Source organism: Pseudomonas sp., assembly GCF_040514055.1.
Lineage (GTDB): Bacteria > Pseudomonadota > Gammaproteobacteria > Pseudomonadales > Pseudomonadaceae > Aquipseudomonas.
This window is the reverse complement of record NZ_JBEVDL010000052.1, coordinates 79,806-96,740: the sequence shown is the minus strand read 5'-3', so window position 1 is coordinate 96,740 and position 16,935 is coordinate 79,806. Positions and strand designations below refer to the sequence as shown.

The 16,935-nt window shown below is 60.9% G+C and carries 19 protein-coding genes and 1 tRNA gene; 6 read left to right on the top strand and 14 right to left on the bottom strand.

The annotated features are described in order from the left end of the window. Nucleotides 1-99 precede the first annotated feature (99 nt). On the bottom strand, nucleotides 100-624 hold the full coding sequence (locus ABWY06_RS12760; protein WP_353925938.1) for a DUF2867 domain-containing protein: 525 nt from the start codon (nucleotides 622-624) through the stop codon (nucleotides 100-102). A 172-nt stretch (nucleotides 625-796) separates the two neighbouring features. Further along, nucleotides 797-1,501: an SDR family NAD(P)-dependent oxidoreductase gene (locus ABWY06_RS12755; RefSeq protein ID WP_353925947.1), complete on the bottom strand. Its 705-nt coding sequence runs from the start codon at nucleotides 1,499-1,501 to the stop codon at nucleotides 797-799. Between the two features lie 158 nt (nucleotides 1,502-1,659). Here ABWY06_RS12755 and ABWY06_RS12750 point away from each other — a divergent pair, with 158 nt between their 5' ends. Continuing rightward, on the top strand, nucleotides 1,660-2,562 hold the full coding sequence (locus ABWY06_RS12750; RefSeq protein WP_353925937.1) for a LysR family transcriptional regulator: 903 nt from the start codon (nucleotides 1,660-1,662) through the stop codon (nucleotides 2,560-2,562). A gap of 303 nt (nucleotides 2,563-2,865) precedes the next feature. Here ABWY06_RS12750 and ABWY06_RS12745 read toward each other — a convergent pair whose 3' ends face one another. The 3 genes from ABWY06_RS12745 to ABWY06_RS12735 form a co-directional block, all read right to left on the bottom strand. Continuing rightward, nucleotides 2,866-3,180 (bottom strand): hypothetical protein, encoded by a 315-nt coding sequence (locus ABWY06_RS12745; protein WP_353925936.1) that lies wholly within the window; start codon nucleotides 3,178-3,180, stop codon nucleotides 2,866-2,868. Between the two features lie 767 nt (nucleotides 3,181-3,947). Continuing rightward, complete coding sequence (locus ABWY06_RS12740) at nucleotides 3,948-4,178, bottom strand: hypothetical protein (protein ID WP_353925935.1); 231 nt, start codon at nucleotides 4,176-4,178, stop codon at nucleotides 3,948-3,950. Nucleotides 4,179-4,426: 248 nt separating this feature from the next. Next, nucleotides 4,427-5,104: a protein-tyrosine phosphatase family protein gene (locus ABWY06_RS12735; protein WP_353925934.1), complete on the bottom strand. Its 678-nt coding sequence runs from the start codon at nucleotides 5,102-5,104 to the stop codon at nucleotides 4,427-4,429. A gap of 371 nt (nucleotides 5,105-5,475) precedes the next feature. Between ABWY06_RS12735 and ABWY06_RS12730 the strand changes: the two genes are divergently transcribed. Next, on the top strand, nucleotides 5,476-6,198 hold the full coding sequence (locus ABWY06_RS12730) for a hypothetical protein (RefSeq protein ID WP_353925933.1): 723 nt from the start codon (nucleotides 5,476-5,478) through the stop codon (nucleotides 6,196-6,198). Between the two features lie 271 nt (nucleotides 6,199-6,469). Here the strand turns inward: ABWY06_RS12730 and ABWY06_RS12725 are convergent, their stop codons facing one another. Beyond that, entirely contained in the window at nucleotides 6,470-6,931 is a 462-nt protein-coding gene (locus ABWY06_RS12725; RefSeq protein ID WP_353925932.1) for a GNAT family N-acetyltransferase, read from the bottom strand. A 249-nt stretch (nucleotides 6,932-7,180) separates the two neighbouring features. On the opposite strand from ABWY06_RS12725, the gene ABWY06_RS12720 reads away from it, so the two are divergent. Then, the gene (locus ABWY06_RS12720; protein ID WP_353925931.1) at nucleotides 7,181-8,128 is read left to right on the top strand and encodes an ankyrin repeat domain-containing protein; all 948 of its coding nucleotides are present in this window, start codon (nucleotides 7,181-7,183) and stop codon (nucleotides 8,126-8,128) included. A gap of 99 nt (nucleotides 8,129-8,227) precedes the next feature. Here ABWY06_RS12720 and ABWY06_RS12715 read toward each other — a convergent pair whose 3' ends face one another. Both ABWY06_RS12715 and ABWY06_RS12710 read right to left on the bottom strand, forming a co-directional pair. Further along, on the bottom strand, nucleotides 8,228-8,707 hold the full coding sequence (locus ABWY06_RS12715; protein ID WP_353925930.1) for a VOC family protein: 480 nt from the start codon (nucleotides 8,705-8,707) through the stop codon (nucleotides 8,228-8,230). Between the two features lie 210 nt (nucleotides 8,708-8,917). Beyond that, nucleotides 8,918-9,526 carry a class I SAM-dependent methyltransferase gene (locus ABWY06_RS12710; protein WP_353925929.1) on the bottom strand — a complete coding sequence of 203 codons (609 nt, stop codon included), beginning with the start codon at nucleotides 9,524-9,526 and terminating at the stop codon, nucleotides 8,918-8,920. A gap of 198 nt (nucleotides 9,527-9,724) precedes the next feature. Here ABWY06_RS12710 and ABWY06_RS12705 point away from each other — a divergent pair, with 198 nt between their 5' ends. Beyond that, complete coding sequence (locus ABWY06_RS12705) at nucleotides 9,725-10,360, top strand: hypothetical protein (RefSeq protein WP_353925928.1); 636 nt, start codon at nucleotides 9,725-9,727, stop codon at nucleotides 10,358-10,360. A gap of 90 nt (nucleotides 10,361-10,450) precedes the next feature. Here ABWY06_RS12705 and ABWY06_RS12700 read toward each other — a convergent pair whose 3' ends face one another. The 5 genes from ABWY06_RS12700 to dapA all read right to left on the bottom strand — a co-directional run bounded on the left by ABWY06_RS12700 (nucleotide 10,451) and on the right by dapA (nucleotide 15,228). After that, a complete protein-coding gene (locus ABWY06_RS12700; RefSeq protein ID WP_353925927.1) occupies nucleotides 10,451-11,533 on the bottom strand; it encodes a hypothetical protein in 1,083 nt (360 codons plus the stop codon). A gap of 186 nt (nucleotides 11,534-11,719) precedes the next feature. Beyond that, a tRNA-Ser gene (locus tag ABWY06_RS12695) sits at nucleotides 11,720-11,809 on the bottom strand. 425 nt (nucleotides 11,810-12,234) lie between these two features. Further along, nucleotides 12,235-13,098, bottom strand: coding sequence for a phosphoribosylaminoimidazolesuccinocarboxamide synthase (locus ABWY06_RS12690; RefSeq protein WP_353925926.1), 864 nt, complete (start codon nucleotides 13,096-13,098; stop codon nucleotides 12,235-12,237). A 112-nt stretch (nucleotides 13,099-13,210) separates the two neighbouring features. Then, entirely contained in the window at nucleotides 13,211-14,332 is a 1,122-nt protein-coding gene (gene bamC, locus ABWY06_RS12685) for an NlpB/DapX family lipoprotein (RefSeq protein ID WP_353925925.1), read from the bottom strand. A 17-nt stretch (nucleotides 14,333-14,349) separates the two neighbouring features. Then, nucleotides 14,350-15,228: a 4-hydroxy-tetrahydrodipicolinate synthase gene (gene dapA / locus ABWY06_RS12680; RefSeq protein WP_353925924.1), complete on the bottom strand. Its 879-nt coding sequence runs from the start codon at nucleotides 15,226-15,228 to the stop codon at nucleotides 14,350-14,352. Nucleotides 15,229-15,394: 166 nt separating this feature from the next. Here dapA and ABWY06_RS12675 point away from each other — a divergent pair, with 166 nt between their 5' ends. Continuing rightward, entirely contained in the window at nucleotides 15,395-15,955 is a 561-nt protein-coding gene (locus tag ABWY06_RS12675) for a glycine cleavage system transcriptional repressor (protein WP_353925923.1), read from the top strand. Between the two features lie 10 nt (nucleotides 15,956-15,965). Next, nucleotides 15,966-16,439 carry a peroxiredoxin gene (locus ABWY06_RS12670; protein WP_353925922.1) on the top strand — a complete coding sequence of 158 codons (474 nt, stop codon included), beginning with the start codon at nucleotides 15,966-15,968 and terminating at the stop codon, nucleotides 16,437-16,439. A 172-nt stretch (nucleotides 16,440-16,611) separates the two neighbouring features. On the opposite strand, the gene ABWY06_RS12665 is transcribed toward ABWY06_RS12670, so the two are convergent. Further along, nucleotides 16,612-16,854 (bottom strand): sulfurtransferase TusA family protein, encoded by a 243-nt coding sequence (locus tag ABWY06_RS12665; RefSeq protein WP_353925921.1) that lies wholly within the window; start codon nucleotides 16,852-16,854, stop codon nucleotides 16,612-16,614. Nucleotides 16,855-16,935 lie beyond the last annotated feature (81 nt).

Below are 16,935 nucleotides of genomic sequence, written 5' to 3'. Positions count from 1 at the left end.
GCGCCTACGCGCTCAAGGCGCTGGGCATCCTGTGGATCGGACCGCCGAGGTCGAGCCCAGCGACGCCCATCAGCAGCGCCGCATGGCGCCGTAAAAAGCTCAGTGACGCGCGATATTCGCCAGCATCAGCGGCGCGATAAAGCGATGGAACGGCCCCACCGGCAGCATATAAAGCCGCCCGAGCAGGTTATGCGTGCGCACCACCGTCGAGACCACGATATCCCGCGTGCCGTCGGCACGTAGCGGCAGCCGGTTCACCGACAGATACACATCCAGGTGCTTGTCCTGGTCGGCCAGCAGTAACTCGTCCGGGGCATTGGCGATCAGGGTAAATATTCCGACCCGGTCATTGGGACGATAGGATTCGTCCGGCCGCGCCGGGTCGACGCGCGTCATGCGCCCGAGGTTTTTCAAGCCCACGCATTGCACCAGGCGATTGCGCACCCCCATCAGGGTATCGATCCAGCGAGGGGTATCGGCCATCAGCAGCAGAAAATGCCGCAGGGCGGTGCGCTCGGCGTTCTCGAGGGTGATCCGCTGGCAATCGACGAAGCGGGCCCCGGCCAACTGCTGCTGGATCAGCGCGCCGGGAGGTACACCGCAGCGTTCCACATGGGTCTTCATCCAGGCCACTCCTGTCACAGGGACGCCGGTCGCGGCGCCGTATTCGACCCTGACACGGTTGCATGCCAGCCCCGCGCTGTCACTTCGGGCCGCTGCGGCGAACCGTCGCGGCGGCGCGCGCATGGCAGGCGCGCGCAACCGAGCAGCGGGCTTGCGTGCCCGGTTCGGCCCCCTAAAGCCGCATCCCCCCGATCGTGAATCCGCCGTCCACGGTGATCTCCTGGCCGGTGACAAAGGCGGCATCCTCCGACAGCAACCAGGCGACCGTACCCGCGACGTCCTCGGGCGTGCCATTGCGGCGCAAGGCCGTATGCGCGGCCAGCCGGGCACGTACCTCGGGATCCAGCACCTCGTCGGCCATGGGCGTCAGGATAATCCCCGGATTGATCGCGTTGACCCGAAGGTTGCGAGGCCCCTGCTCCAGGGCCAGGGTGCGCATCATCGCCAGCAACGCGCCCTTGGTACTGGCATAGGCGCCGGCGCCCGGCATCACGCCACTGACGGTCCAGGAGGCGTTGATCAGGATACTGCCGCCCGCCAGCCAGGGCAGGCAGTGCTTGAGGGTCAGGAAGGTGCCCCGCAGGTTGGTGGCGATCAGCGGGTCGAAATCCTCCACCGCTGTCTCGGCCAGCGGTTGGAAGCCACCCAGCACGCCGGCGTTGGCGAAGACGCCGTCGAGGCCGCCGAAATGCCCACGCCCCTGGGCAATGGCGGCCATGATCGCCGGTTCCTGAGCGATATCGCACGGGATTGCCAGCGCCTGGCCGCCGCGCGCTTCGATCTGTTTCGCCAGCGCCTCGAGGGGCTCCAGCCTGCGCCCGAGCACCACAAGTTGTGCCCCTTCGTCTGCCAACCGCAGGGCGGCTGCTCGACCCATGCCGGTGCCCGCGCCCGTGATCAGGATTGTTTTACCGATAAACCGTGATAGTGCCACGCTGTACTCCTTGGGTGGATTTGCTCACGGCCATGGTAATTAAGCAGCACTTTGCTGATAATTGGCGAAATACTTGGATCATCTAAAAGAAAAGCTATCGAATGGACCTCTTCCGCTCCATGCAGGTGTTTGTCGCCACCGTGCAGGCCGGCTCGATGAGTGCGGCGGCCAGCGGGCTCGGTTTGTCGCCTGCCATGGTCGGTCAGCATATCGCCGCGCTGGAAACACGCCTGGGCACCCGCCTGCTGAACCGCACCACGCGGCGCCAGAGCCTGACGGATTTCGGCACCGGTTATGCCGAACAATGCCGCGATATCCTGGAGCGGGTGGCGGTGACCGACCAGGATGCCCAAGCCTCGCAGACCCAGGCCCGTGGCCAGCTGCGGATCACCGCACCGACCACTTTCGGCGCGCAAGCCCTGGTGCCAAGCCTACGCCGCTACCGCGAGATAGCCCCCGAGGTCAGCCTGGACCTGACCCTGAGCGACCGGAATATCGATTTAGTGGACGAGGGGTTCGACCTCGCCTTTCGCCTCGGCAGCCTGCCGGACTCACGGCTGATCGTGCGCAGCCTGGCGTCCTACCGGATGATGATCGCGGCCGCCCCGGATTACCTGAAACGCCTGGGCACACCCCGGCATCCGCTGGAGTTGGCCAGCCATGAAGCCGTCGGTTTTACCCCCTCGGCGCGTTCGCCCTGGCGGCTGTCCAGGGGCGACGAGGTGGTGGAGGTGATGCCGCGGCGATCGATCACGGTCAACCACGGCCAGGCGGTCCGAACAGCCGCCTGCGCGGGCCTGGGCGTGGTGATGCAACCGGCGCTGCTGTTGGCCGAGCATGTCCGGGCGGGACAGCTGGTACAGCTGTTTGCCGACTGGCAACTGCAGGAACGGCCCATGTCGCTGCTCTACCACCGCGACCGGCGCATGACCCAGGCGCTGCGCAGTTTTATCGCTTTTGCGGTGGACGAGTTCGGGGCTGTAGATAAGATTAGAGCGACATAGCCAGTGCACGTTACTTTTCCAAAATAAGCTTAGGGAGCATTCCTAAACAGTAATAAATTCGCTCTTCGCTCAGTCTTCCAGCACTGCAGCGGAGTTGTAGATTGCGCTCTTAAGGACGCCGGCAAATCGTTCATTCAACGACTCGGCACGCCGACCCTATCAAGACTTTGAAGTGACCGAACGAGCAGGCTGTAATGGCGAGGAGAGCTTGTTTAAAACCTGAATCGAGCGTACCGCACCAAAACGTCAGCCTGTGCGGCTTGAAGTTTTCATTTCGTTACAACGGCGCAGGATTTTTTTATCTCACCGAAAAAGCGGAAACCAACGTAACGCCCGACCAACGATTCGCTCGCTACACGAATACATCAAACCGCTTAGCAAGGCGGGCACCGCATATATAGGCTGGGCAAACAATATCAACAAGCCGGCCGTCAGAAAACTTAACACATATACCACTCGAGCCTCAGTCAGGTGAATGACATTTGACAGATCATCTGCAGAGGTGAAAAGACAGCGAGCAACGAAATAGCTGGCTGGCACAGTAAGCATCGCGATGGAGAAAACGCTGAGGTACATATCCGCACCGAGCATTGCCAAGTTGGCGATAACCAAGGGCATGACCAATACCAGAAGCAACCCACCTACAAATTTCGGACGAGCCGAAACATTCGCTCGAGTATTCATCTTTTTATTTGCAACCCCCTCTCCATTAGATTATTCACTGTCAAACTATAGCAAACCGGCAACCAATACACGACGAGATTTTTTACCCTAGGTTCAGACACTTGCTAATTGGACGCTTCTGCTCATAGTCAGCGCTTAAAGTACGGCACACCCTAAGCTGACAGGTGCCAAGTCCCTGAGTGGCGTATCAGTCTTCAGCGCCAAAACACTTCGCCGTTTTGATTCTTCCGCTCAAATACTCAAGCAAGTCCGCCGCGTTATTCACGAAGGCTCGCAGCTGGCGCGCTCATGATGGCCCCAGAAGTAGACATTACCACAGTGCTCGCCGTCCAAGCGCGGCAAGAAACAATCCGGCCGACGCCCTTAGGTACCGATATCGGCCAGGGCCCAAGTGCACTTGCGCTGGAATTCAGACAGGTTATTCCGATGCGGCGGTGCTCGAACGGTATCCTGGGCGCGCTGGCGAGGGCTTCGGCAGCGCTCGGACCTTGTGCGTCAGCAGTAGTAGCGCTATGTCCTCGTGCTGCTGGTGCCAGTAGGCCAGCAGCAGCGTGCACCGCGAGGTTGTCACGGCTTGACTGGGCGGTTGGTCACACAACCGCTGCAACGTGTCGTCATCGTTCAATTCAATGCCGCGTTAAAGGTCCAAGGGGGGCGGCATACATCTGTTAACCAGGTCTAATCCAATAGACCCATGCGACCTACTGCTCATCCTTGTAGCGCTCGGGTTCGGCTAGTGCAATACCGGCCTCGCGCATCGCAGCGCGGATTTCCGGGTGGACGTCTTCGACATCGTAGGCATCCATATCGCCTTCGACGAAGAGCTTCAACAGGCTGGCGGTGAATTCGATACGCTCGTCATCCTCTTCGATATGCTTTTGCAGAATGGGCCAAATTTCCAGAAAAATACTACTGCCTGTTCTCCAGCTCATAATCGCTCCCAGGTAGTGAATAAGGTGGCACCTACAATGTTCGAAACACCATCAGCTTGCAAGCAGGCACGAAGCCTCCCCCAGTGTTTGGGAGCTCCTGTTTGCACCTATTCTCCGTACAAAAAACCTGGAGCCATGTCGGCTTACAAAATTTACATAGCCCGTTCAAAAGTGGTCTGCATGCCAGAACCCAAGAGTAACGCATAAAAACCCAAGACCACCTCTAAACACTAAAAACCCAGAAACAGCTAAGTACGGTGAGTTAAAGATCCCGCCTGCAATTGGAGCTTTTGCGATTTCGCCAGCTTCGCACCGGGCCGCACGTTGAGAATCGCAACATAAGCGCCTTCAGCTGTCGAGAAAATCGAATACCCCGTAAGCAGCAGCGAAGCGAATGTTGCACTGCGCCCGTGCCCTTGGGCGCAGTGAATAAGAACTTTTTCGGCAGGCTTTATATCGAGCACCGCCAACAAATTACTTAAAGCTATTCCATCCAGACTGGGCAGACATCGATACTGTTTTTGCACCCTATAGAGGCATGGAAACTCGGCGGTAAGATCCAAGACGCGATCGAATCCAGCAAGATCAACCCCAAACAGTGGATAGCGGGAAATCGAGACATTCGTTCCGGGGATAGGGTTAATGCTTGGTTCGCGACTGAACAGGACTATCAGCCCCCACGTGGTCCACGTGAACGTCAACCATGGCAAGTTCAGCAGAACCATGGGCAGGGAAATCCGTCCGGAAGAGGTTTTCCCACAGACCAAATAGGGACGGTTTAACCCATAGGCTAAAGCCTGCACAGTGCAAGACAGCGCTGGCCAAAGCAGCCACCAGCGCCATGAACTCTCAACAGCCAGCCAGTAATAAACGCAAAGAAACAAGAGCAAAATAAAGAAAGCAGTGTACCGACTACGGTCACTCATAGTTGATTTCCAATATAAAAAAATGGAGCCACCCGCATAAGCAAGGATGATTTAACACTGTGTCCTCTGATTACTTGCCTGACTGAAGCGGCAGGTCATTTATTCATCTAAACCCACCCTTGTTCATTCCACATAGTCATCGCACGAAAGCTGGCCAAGCTCCATACCAAATCCCACCACATCCACTAGGCCCGCTGATTGATCGAACACACACCCGTAGTTGCGTTAAGCGTAAGGCCAAACGTGCTTCGGACGCACGTTTGTCACCGCGCGAAGGCTCCACGCCAACCGGTTTGCCATTTTATAGCGAGCTAGGCTCAATAGACGCCTACTTTGCCACCCTTTTTTGCGTCCGCAGCCTTGGAGCCTCCATGATCCCTCGTCCACCTGCGCTGGTGCTGCTGGCAATCGTCGTGCTGGCCGTATTTTTGATCAACGGTTTTATTCGAGGCTTGCCGTCAGTGGGCACGTCGACTATGCAGATCGCCCCCTTTATCCCGATGTTCTTCTTTGCCGTAACCCACCTGATAAAAGCCGCCTTGCTGGTCGCCATGGCATTCGGCAGCAACGCCGCGCGCCTGGCCTTTACCGGGTTCTACTTTTATGGCGTGATCACTTTCGTGGCTTTTCTGGCCAGCCTTCCGTCTTGGCCGAACCTGGGTATCGTTGGCAGCCTGGTCTACCTGCTACCGCTGGCCGCGGTCGTGCTGCTTTATGTCCCCAGCAGCAATCGCTGGTTCCGTTCCAGAGCTGCGACTGACAGCCCCCAGGCGATAACCCAGCAGCCGGCCGCGCCGCGCCTCACGGGCGCAACGTCCACCCGGCTCTGGCTATTGGGTATCGGCTGCGCGGTCAGTGCCGTTGCCGGCGGGCTGTTGTACCTGACCGCCCGCCTCACCTTGAGTTTTTGGAACTGCCCGCCGCCCCTGTTCGAGCAAACCCGCCCCGCGTGCCGTATCGCTGGCAAACAGATGCTGGCAGCCGGTGGTGCGGGTGTGCTGGCGCTGGTGCTGGCGGCAGTGGCTATCGGTATCTACTGGCACTGGCGCCAGGGTCCAGGCACTGCGAAACCGCCTGCGGCAGGACAGCTCTAGGACCAGTGGACACTACCCGCACGGCCGCGCCGAACCCGTCGTTTTGGTAGGGCGGGAGAATCCCGCGCATTTAACAGCCGATACGTCCCGCCGGGCCTGCTGAGCACAGCGCTGGGTTAAGCCTGTGCAGGAAGGCGATTTCGCCAGCACTCGCGGGCGCTGCCCGCCCTACAAAAAACTGCAGCCCGCACCTGGCCTGGGGCCATTTACGCGGCAACGCGGCGCGAGATGATAATGTCCACAGCTCGGGCTTATGAGCCCCTCACGGCGGCTAGGCGTTCAACCCCAAGGGCTTATCCAGCAATCCATAGTCTGCTCGCTGGGCATAGCCCAAACCCCGGTAAAATTGCAGCGCGGACGGGTTGGTCCGCGACAGCTGCAGCGAAACCTGGGTGTAACCCCGCCGCCCAAACTCCGCTTCGGCGGTGTTCAGCAGCGCCGCGCCGACGCCCCTGCCACGCTGAGACGCCAACACAAAGAATTCATCGATTTCGGCCGTGAGCCCCAGGTACTCCAGACTGAAGACCTGGACGGCCAGCAGATAGCCCACCGCTTCGCCCTCCTCCACCGCCATCCAGCCCGCGCCCAGTTCCGCGCTGGACAGCAATCGGCTCAGCTGGGCGGCCACCCGCTCGGGCACGAAGCCGGCAATACCCTCGAAGGCCCAATACTCGGCAACCAGCGCCAGCAGCTGGCGCACGTCGCCTGTCGTTGCCTGGCGTATCTCCACCATCGGCCAATTCCTTATCGTCAAGGGGATGGGCACATTATCCATCCGCGTGATCACCTGCGTGCAACGCCTCTTGCGCTTCTGCGCGGAGCCTGGACACTTTTGATCATCGAACCTCATCACAGCCGCGATACAAAGTTGCTGTCTCAGGCCCGCGTTCGGCTACCGTCGTGCTCCTGGATCACGCCGGTACAGCCGCTCCAGAAACCTGGCAATACCCTACGTCGCCCTACCAGGCCCTGAGGAGATGCAATGAGTAAAGCGCTGTTGAAGGCCGCCGCCGCCGGGCGAATCGCCACGCTGCAGACCCTGCTGGAGGCCGGTATTGCTATCGACTTCGCCGACAGGATGCCAGGTCGCACCGCGCTGATCGAAGCCACGATTGCCGGCCAGACCGACACGGTAGAATTCTTACTGAAGCAGGGCGCGAACCCGGACTGCACGGATGCGGCCACTGGCTCTACCCCACTTAGTTGGGCCGCCATGCAGGGTTATGTCGAGATCATTGACCTGCTGCTGACGGCCAACGCCCAGGTCGACAAGGACAACAGCCCCTTCAAGCATTCGCCGCTGATGGGCGCGGCCCAAAACGGACACCTCGACGTGGTTACGCGCCTGCTCGCCGCGGGCGCAAACCTGCATGGGCAAACCGTTAATGGGCGCAATGCGCTGTCACGCGCGGAGGAAAGTGGCCACACCGAGGTGGTGGCGCTGTTGAAAGCCCAGGGCGCCCGTGCGCCCGTGCCCTTGAAAGAATCGACATTGCCCTGGCCGGTGGCCGATGGCGGCGAGATCGACGACAGCGAGCCGGCCAGTGTGCTGCGTGGTTTTATCCTGGCCATGCACCGCTGGGAAACCCAGTGCTACGCCGACCACCAGCGTAGCGGCAACGAGCATATCGACTGGCAGCCGATTCAAGACGGGCAGCAACGGGTCTTCGAGCGCTTTTGCACCGCAAAACCCCGTACCTATGGCCGCCAGGGCAGCTTTGGCTTCCCACCCGCTTACAGCCCGGACGAAACCCTGGTCAAGCTCGACCTCAAGGGTCGCGCGGCGCGCCTGATGACCCGACAGGGTCCCGGTGCGTCGGTTCGCTATGAGTGCTTGTACGGCCTGGTGAGCAAGGGCGGAACCTGGCGTATCGATACCAAGCAGCAGCGGCCCTGGGGCACCCTCGACTGGAGCAGAACGCTGCTCTAGGCATCGCCGCGAAGCGGCGGGCTGTCGCTGAACCGCGCGCCGAGACCGCCCTACACAGCCGCAGTTGCCCCAGCTAAAGGCTCAATACTCCAGCGTAATTCAGCCCCGCAGCGTCGCTTCGATCGCAGCGATATCGATCTTGTGCATGCCCATCATCGCGTCGAAGGCGCGCTTGGCGGCGGCCCGATCAGGATGGCTGATCGCCGCCGTCAAAACCCGCGGCGTGATCTGCCAGGACAGCCCCCATTTGTCCTTGCACCAGCCACAGGCACTTTCCTGGCCCCCGTTTCCGACGATCGCGTCCCACAAGCGATCCGTCTCGGCCTGGTCGTCGGTCGCCACCTGGAACGAGAACGCCTCGTTAGGCTTGAACGCCGCCCCTCCATTGAGGCCCAGACAGGGGATGCCCATTACCCTGAACTCGACGGTCAACACATCGCCCTGCTTGCCCGCCGGATAGTCACCTGGCGCGCGATAAACAACGCCCACCGCGCTGTCCGGAAACGTCGCGGCGTAAAAGGTCGCCGCCTCCAACGCGGAGCCGTCATACCAAAGGCAGACTCTGTTCTTGCTGATCATCCCGGTTCTCCAGCCATAAGACAGACCAAGGATTCTAGCTGTGCCACGGGCAACATAAAGGCCCGTAACCCGCGTCATGATGCTCCTGCAGCGCTTGACGATCAGCGGGTCGCCGCAGGCTGATGAGAAAACCTCAGGCATCCGCGTGGGTCCACAGACCGGCGCATGCCAAGCCAAGCACTATGACCTCGCGCCTCTACCCAAGCAGCGTCAAGGCAGATCGCTGAAGCGCCAGAGCCCCAGGCGTTTGTCCGAGTAGATACCGTCCGTGTGCTGGCAACGCTCATCGACCAGCGCCAGGGGCGACGGGAAGGAAAAGGGGGGCCGCTGCAGGTTGAGGGGCCGCCACTCGCCCGTGCCAATATCGGCATTCGCCCGGTCACCGACGAAGGTGGTTGCGATCAGGAACGCCGCTCCCGTGCGGCGCAGGTTGGCAATGGCAGCCATGATATCGGCTTGGCTGAAGTGCACCAGGGCGTCGCGGCAGAGCACGATATCGGCCTTGGGCAGCCGTTGCCGAACCAGGTCACGGCAGAGGAACCGACGGTTGGCCGAGGCGTGCTGGCGGTGGTTGGCCTCGATCAAGGCAGGTACCACGTCCACGCCGATATAACAGCCGACCGAATCGGCCAGGGGCGCCGCCCAATTGAAGTCACCGCACGGCACATCGAGCAGCGTGTGCCCCTCGAGCGACCGCACCAGGGCGACTAGGTCCGGCAGAAACGTGGCCGCTCGTGCACGGGTGGAGCCGGGCCCGGAAATCGATTCGCAGTCACCCCAGGTGCGACCCTGGTGGATCTCAGCAAAGACCCGGCGCATCTCCCGGCTCTTCTTCGACAGTGGAGGGAATCTAGGAAAGCGCATTGCTGAGCCCTGACGAAGGTGGGAGTGGTACCGCTACGACGCCCCTGAGAAGGGGCTACTGACTGCCGGCAGATCGTTAATAGACTGCTAAGATAGCAAAGTGCCAGACATCGCCACCCTTGGCTGTTCCACGCATGACTGCAAGGAGGCGCCATGCGCTTAGTAGTATCCGCACTGATAGTGCTCATTCTGGCTGGCTGCGGCCACTCTCGGATCGCCTACACGCCATCGCCCCTAGCCATAGGAATAACCGAGGCAGCCTCGATTGTAGAGCAAGGGTTCTACGAGGACTTCAGTCAACAAAAACCACAGTCAGCCATGGTGACCGCTGAGTACATTGGCCTATCGAACGGCTCGGTGACCCGAGGGCTGACCACGGGCACAGTCTCCGTCTACAACGGCGTCGCCGTCGGTCTGGGTTCGACATTCTTGAGAACGGAAGAGATAACCCAGCGCATCTATTTTCGCTCTCTAGGTACGCCCATTCTTTCCAAACGCAACGGTCGTGAAAATCGCTTTGCCGTAACAATTCGACTTTCCGAAGGCGTGACGGCCCGAAATGTGTATTTCCGCTCAGAGCACAGGGCCAAAGAGTTTGCCGACGCACTGGTGTTTCTTCACAACGCCAGTACCCAGGGCGAGCTCGGAAAACAGCCAAAGGTGGAAAGCACAGCCACTCCTCCAAGCCAGTCAAACAGGGATCAACGGCTTCAGCAGCTTATGCAAGAAAACCTGCCCTACGACGAGTACCAGAGGCAGCACAGGGCAATTATGGCTGAGGATAAATAGGGGATAGATCAGGAATTCCACCATAGCCATCAAGTAGAAACAAAGTTAATCGAGGGCTAGCTTCATCACCTTATTGAATCGACTTCTGTATCAAAGCACGAAGATATCGCCAGCACGAGCCCTGTCGATCAAGTACTCAAGCAAGCCAACCGCGTTAGCTGTAATCGGCTCAAACCTGGGGATCTGTTCATGGCTCCAGAAGTAGATATGACCTCGGTACTCGCCGTCCAAGCGCATCACAAAACAGTCCGGGGTCCCATCACTGCCCACTATCGGCAGCATCTTGGCGGGGTCAATGCCCGCTTTGCCAAGCATAGCGAATATATCTTTAGACATCTCCGGCGCGCTGTCGTCATGTAGGTGTAGCCACCCCATCAGCTCGGCATGCCGCTCCAGGGCCTCCTCGGGGCTGAACACGCGGTACTGTTGGGTCGAATCCGCGTCACGCACTAACAATACGCTGCCCGCCTGTTGGCCAAACCAGTGCATGAAATTTTCCGGCAAGGCGCCGAACCGGTCTATCAGCTGCGCCATCGCGGCTGGCGATACCGGCCGTCCTGGAATGGTCAGCACTCGAATGGCCGTTCGTCCTGCCTCATCGCGTGGTGCCGTAGTGCTCAGTTTAATGCTCGAAGGATCCTGATAGTCCGCGTGAGATAACGCATCGAGCTGCCGGTCAGGTTGCAGCAACGCTTGTTGCATAAATGGGTACAGGAGCGTTTCACTGCCTTGCGGCTGCGATGTCTGTTCATGCTTGAGCAGCTCGGCGCCAGACGTCACGACCGCGGTCTCAACAGTCGGAGCCGCGCGACTGCTGAATAGACAAACATCACCCACTGAAGAAGCGCCTCGTGATTTCATGGCATCACTTCGCAATAACGCCTGGTGACTGATACCCCCTCCCAAAAACAGGGCACCGAAGATAAACACAGTGGTCATTTTAAGGTTATTCAGTCTGTTTTCTCGAGGCGCCCGCGCGGTCATCGCTGAGTATCCCAGCAAGCTTGCAAAAGACAGCAAAAAAACGGCCTGCAATGAAAAACCGATAAAGACTCCCGCCACGGAGATGGTCGGACTGAACGCGCAGCGCTGGTTATAGAAATATAAATTTGCCAGTACAACCAGCACAGCTGCACCGCAGGAAAGAAAGATACCCAGGTTATTCAATCTCATAACTACCCCAACACATCATAAAACCGCGGATATCCGCTATCTGGCATTTTCCGGAGGTTTATTCAGAGAAGCCACGGGAAGTCTATCCATGTAGACGAGCGTCTAGACGCTAACGGGTACAAAAGGGCGAGCAGCACACCCCAGAAACGCGAAAGCCCCGCGGTGCGGGGCTTTCGGGTGAAATGGTGGCGGAGAGATAGGGATTTGAACCCTAGGAACTGTTGCCAGTTCAACGGATTTCGAATCCGTCCCGTTCGGCCACTCCGGCATCTCTCCAGCGGCGCGCATCATAACAGTTCATGAGCCGTCAGCGAAGCCCCCGGCGAGGAATTTTTCATCCTGGATCAGGTGCTTGCGTGACCTGGGGTGGTGACTGGGAGATAGGTGCGCCGACTCAGGTTAGATGGTCGTCCTCGTATCCTGGTTGAACGGGGACCGTCCGGGGCGGCGTTACCAAGCCGAGCGCGGGAACGATCACGCTCGGGGCCTTTCTCGCTGCGAGCCTGGTCCTTGTATCTTGGTTGAACGCGGAGCGTCCGGGGCGGCGTTACCACGCAGAGCGTGGGAAGGATCAAAAACGATCAAAAAAGCGCGGCTCGGGGGCGGGCCTCCCACAATCCACCGATAAGAGGCGCCTTATAAAACCCGGGCAAAAAAAGAGAAGCCGAAGCTTCTCTTTGCCAAACACAGTATCCGGCGCGTTATTCGGTCAGGCGGGTCAGGGCTTCGCGGTATTTGTCGGCGGTTTTCTGCGCGACCTCCAGCGGCACCGGAGGTGCCGGCGGCTCCTTGTTCCAACCGGTGGACTCCAGCCAGTCGCGCACGAACTGCTTGTCGAAGCTTGGCGGGTTACTGCCCGGCGCGTAGCTGTCGGCCGGCCAGAAGCGGCTGGAGTCCGGGGTCAACGCCTCATCCATCAGGGTCAGGGTGCCGTCTTCGTCCAGGCCGAATTCGAACTTGGTGTCGGCGATGATGATGCCGCGGGTGGTGGCGTACTCGACCGCCGCGCTGTACAGGGCGATGGCGGTATCGCGCACCTGTACGGCGAGCTCGGCGCCGATAATGGTTTGGCACTGCTCGAAGGAGATGTTCTCGTCGTGATCGCCCACCGCGGCCTTGGTCGAGGGGGTGAAGATCGGTTGCGGCAGCTTGTCGGCCTCGCGCAGACCGGCCGGCAGGGCGATGCCGCAGACCGTGCCGCTCTTCTGGTACTCCTTCCAGCCGGAACCGACGATATACCCGCGGACGATGGCTTCCACCGCCACCGGCCGCAGACGCTTGGCGACCACGGCGCGGCCCTGCACCAGCGGCAGCTCGGCGGCCGACACCACGTCCTCGACGCGGTCGCCGGTAAAATGGTTGGGCACCAGGCCGGCCAGCTTGTCGAACCAGAAATTCGAGATGGCGGTGAGGATCTTGCCCTTGTCCGGGATCGGCTCGGCGAGGATCACGTCGAAGGCCGACAACCGATCGGTAGCGACCATCAGCATGCGCTGGGCATCGATTTCATACAGGTCGCGCACTTTGCCGGAGTAGATCTTTTTCAGGCTGAGGGTGGTGGTCATCTCGGTATCCGCCTTGATCAAACAAAACAGGCGAAACCGAGCCGGTTTCGCCTATTGATTTTACCGCCACTGCAACACTCGCTGCCGCCGCGCCAGGCGCGGCGGCCGGGGGTTAGCCGAGGTTGTCCTGGATGATGCCCAGGATGCGACGGGCCACGTCGGCCGGCGCCACGGTGTTGAGGTCTTTTTCCACGCTGACCTGGACCGCGTCGCCGACGCGGGTCAGGCGCACCTGGTAACGCTCGGCGCGGGCATCGATCTCTTCCTGGTCCGGCTCGCTGCCGAACACCCGGCCGATCAGCCCTGGTTTTTCTTCCGGCTTCTTCGCGCCTTCGGCGAGGTTGATGTAATACACGCCCAGCGTGCGGTTGAGGTCGTCGATGCGCACGTCCCCGGCTTCCAGGGCACGACCGATACCGGACCAGGCGCGGTCGAAGTCGGCGCCCAGGTTCAGCAACGGGTTACCGTTGCCGTCCTCGTTCAGGCTGACCCGGCTCGGCGCGTCGAAGTCGCGGGCGGCCAGCAAGGACACGGAGCCGCCCTGCTCGGCGCTGCGCGCCAGGTTGGCGAGCATCTCGTCGAGCAGTGCCGCTTCCAGGCTGGCGTTGCCGGTACGGCTGGGGAACGGGATATCGACCTGACTGCCGGCGGGACGCTCGGCGCTGACCACGAAGATCTCGCTGGTGTTGCGCTGCACGCCCGGCTCGACGCGCACCCGCACACGGGTTTCGCTGTCCGGCTCGACACCCGCCACCCGGCTGCTCAGGCGGCTGGCCATGGTGGTGGACAGCTCGTCGAAGCGCTGCCAGGCGGTGCTGAACTCACCGGTCTGCGGCCGCTCTTCGGCAATGCGAAAGCCATTGTCCTCAAAAAACTGCCGGGCCACCGGCCAGACCTCGGCCGGTGCCTGCTGGGCCACCAACCAACGCGACTCGCCGCTTTTCTGCAGGCTGAACGGGCTGGATTCGGCGGTCGCTTGCAGTGCCTGCGGGCGCGGCACTTCGAAACCTTCGACCGTCGCGGTGCTGTCGGCAATCTGGTTCGGCACCGGTAACAACGGATCGAGACGCTTGGCCTCGACGTTCGGGGGCACCTGCATCGGCGCGGTCTGGCGCTCGTTCAGGTAGTCGCTGCCGCGATCGCGAAAATAGCCGTCATCACCCCAGACCCAGGCGCAACCGCTGGTGCTGGAGATAATCAAGGCAAGTGCGGAGAGTCCGGCCAATCGCTTCATGCGTAGTAGTTCCTCGATTAAAGCAATACGCCGGACTGGCTCAGGGCCTGCCGCAGCGGGTCGTGACAACGCGGGCTAAGCCAGGTCAGGGGCAAGCGGATACCGTCCGGTATCAGCCCCATCTCGGCCAGTGCCCACTTCACGGGGATCGGATTGGACTCGATGAACAACGCCTTGTGCAATGGCATCAGGCGGTCGTTGATGGCCCGCGCGGCGGCGGCATCGCCAGCCATGGCCGCGGCACACAACTCGCTCATGGCGCGCGGCGCGACGTTGGCGGTCACCGAGATATTGCCCTTGCCGCCCATCAGCATCAGCTCGACGGCAGTGCCGTCATCCCCGGAATAGACCAGGAAATCCTTGGCGACGCGGTCCAGCACTTCCTGGCCGCGCTGCAGGTCGCCGGTGGCTTCCTTGATGCCGATGATGTTCGGCACCAGCGACAGGCGCTCGACGGTCTCGGGCAGCATGTCGCAGACAGTACGGCCCGGTACGTTGTAGAGGATCTGCGGGATGGCCACCGCCTCGGCGATGTGACGGAAGTGCAGGTACAGGCCTTCCTGGGTCGGCTTGTTGTAGTAGGGGGTTACCAGCAGGCAGGCGTCGGCGCCTGCACGCTTGGCGTTCTCCGTCAGTTCCACCGCTTCGCGGGTGGAGTTGGCGCCGGTACCGGCGATCACCGGGATACGCCCGGCCACCTGGTCGACCACCCGACGAATCACCTCGATGTGCTCGTGCACATCCAGCGTCGCCGACTCACCCGTGGTGCCGACCGCGACGATTGCGTTGGTGCCTTCCTGCAGGTGAAAGTCCACCAGTTTGCTCAGGCTGTCCCAGTCCAGACGCCCCTGCGCATCCATGGGCGTGACCAGTGCCACCATACTGCCCGCAATCATGCAACCGCTCCTGCCGGAAAAAGAGGGGCTAATGGTACTGGCGCCACCTGCCTTGCACAAGCGAAGTGCTGCCGTGAGCATTCCCCTCAGCCGCGCTTTTCGCTAACCTTCCGGCTTTGATTGACACTCGAGCAGTGTCGACCGCTCATCGCTCTAGGAAGGCTGCATGTCCACCCCCACAGTCCGCGAACAATTCCTTGTCATCAGTGCCCTTGGCGCCAACTCCATGGAGCTGACCAACGTGCTGTGCCGTGCCAGTCACGAGAACCGCTGCGCCGTAGTCAGCACCCGTCTGAGCCGGCACGGCGAGTACAGCGCGCTGGTGCTGCAGGTCTCCGGCAGCTGGGACGCCCTGGCCCGCCTGGAGGCCGGCCTGCCGAGCCTGTCGAAGAAACACGCCTTCACCGTCAGCGTGACCCGCAGCGCCGCTTCCGAGGTCCGTCCGCAGGCGCTGCCTTATGTGGCCTATGTCAGCTCGGTGTACCGTCCGGACATTCTCAACGAGCTGTGCCAGTTCTTCATCGACCATAACGTCGAGCTGGAAAACCTGACCTGCGACACCTACCAGGCCCCGCAAACCGGCGGCACCATGCTCAACGCCACCTTGACCGTGACCCTGCCGGCCGGCACGCAGATCAGCTGGCTACGCGATCAGTTCCTGGATTTCGCCGACGCCCTGAACCTCGATGCGCTGATCGAACCCTGGCGCCCGCAAACCCCTTCCTGAGGCACAGCCCATGAGCGTGACACTCGACCAGCCGGTGGCCGACTTCCAGGCGGCGGCCACCAGTGGTCAGCAGGTCCGCTTGGCGGACCTCCAGGGCCGTAACCTGGTGCTGTATTTCTATCCCAAGGACAGCACCCCGGGCTGCACCACCCAGGGCCAGGGTTTTCGCGATCAGCATGGGGCATTTTTGGCGGCCGACACCCTGGTGTTCGGCGTGTCCCGCGATGGTCTGAAATCCCATGAGAACTTCAAGGCCAAGCAGGGTTTTCCTTTCGAGCTGATCAGCGACGGCGACGAAGCGCTGTGCCAGCTGTTCGACGTGATCAAGCTGAAGAAGCTCTACGGCAAGGAATACCTGGGTATCGACCGCAGCACCTTTCTGATCGACAAGGCCGGTGTGCTGCGCCAGGAATGGCGCGGCGTAAAGGTGCCCGGTCACGTCGACGCGGTGCTGGCCGCCGCCCAGGCGCTGCAGCAGGGCTGAATTGACCCGCTTGGCAAGAAACCGCCAACGGCGGTTTTTTTATGGGGTCTGGCCCAGCTTCCAGGCCGGCATACGCCGAGTGCACCCTGGATTCCCGCTTACGCGGAAATGACGGTGAAATGGGAGCACAGCGTTGGGCTGCGCGCCACGTCCGTGAAGGCTTTTCCGGGCATCAGCCCTTGCGCAACCAATAACGATACACCCCGCCCTCTTCTTCTTCCTGCAATAACTCATGGCCGGCCAGGCGAGCGAAGGCGCGCAGGTCGCGCTGGGAGCCGGCATCGGTGGCGATCACCTTGAGCACCGCGCCACTGGCCAGGCGATTGAGCTCGAGCTTGGCCTTGAGCAGCGGCAGCGGGCAATTCAGGCCGCTGGCGTCCAGCAGGGCGTCGTGGGCAGGGGCGCTATCGGTCATGCGGACGTCTCCAAAAAGGGCCGCCAGCATACCCAAGGCTGCACAAGCCTGGCCACCCGACCGACTTGGCGGCTACAGTAA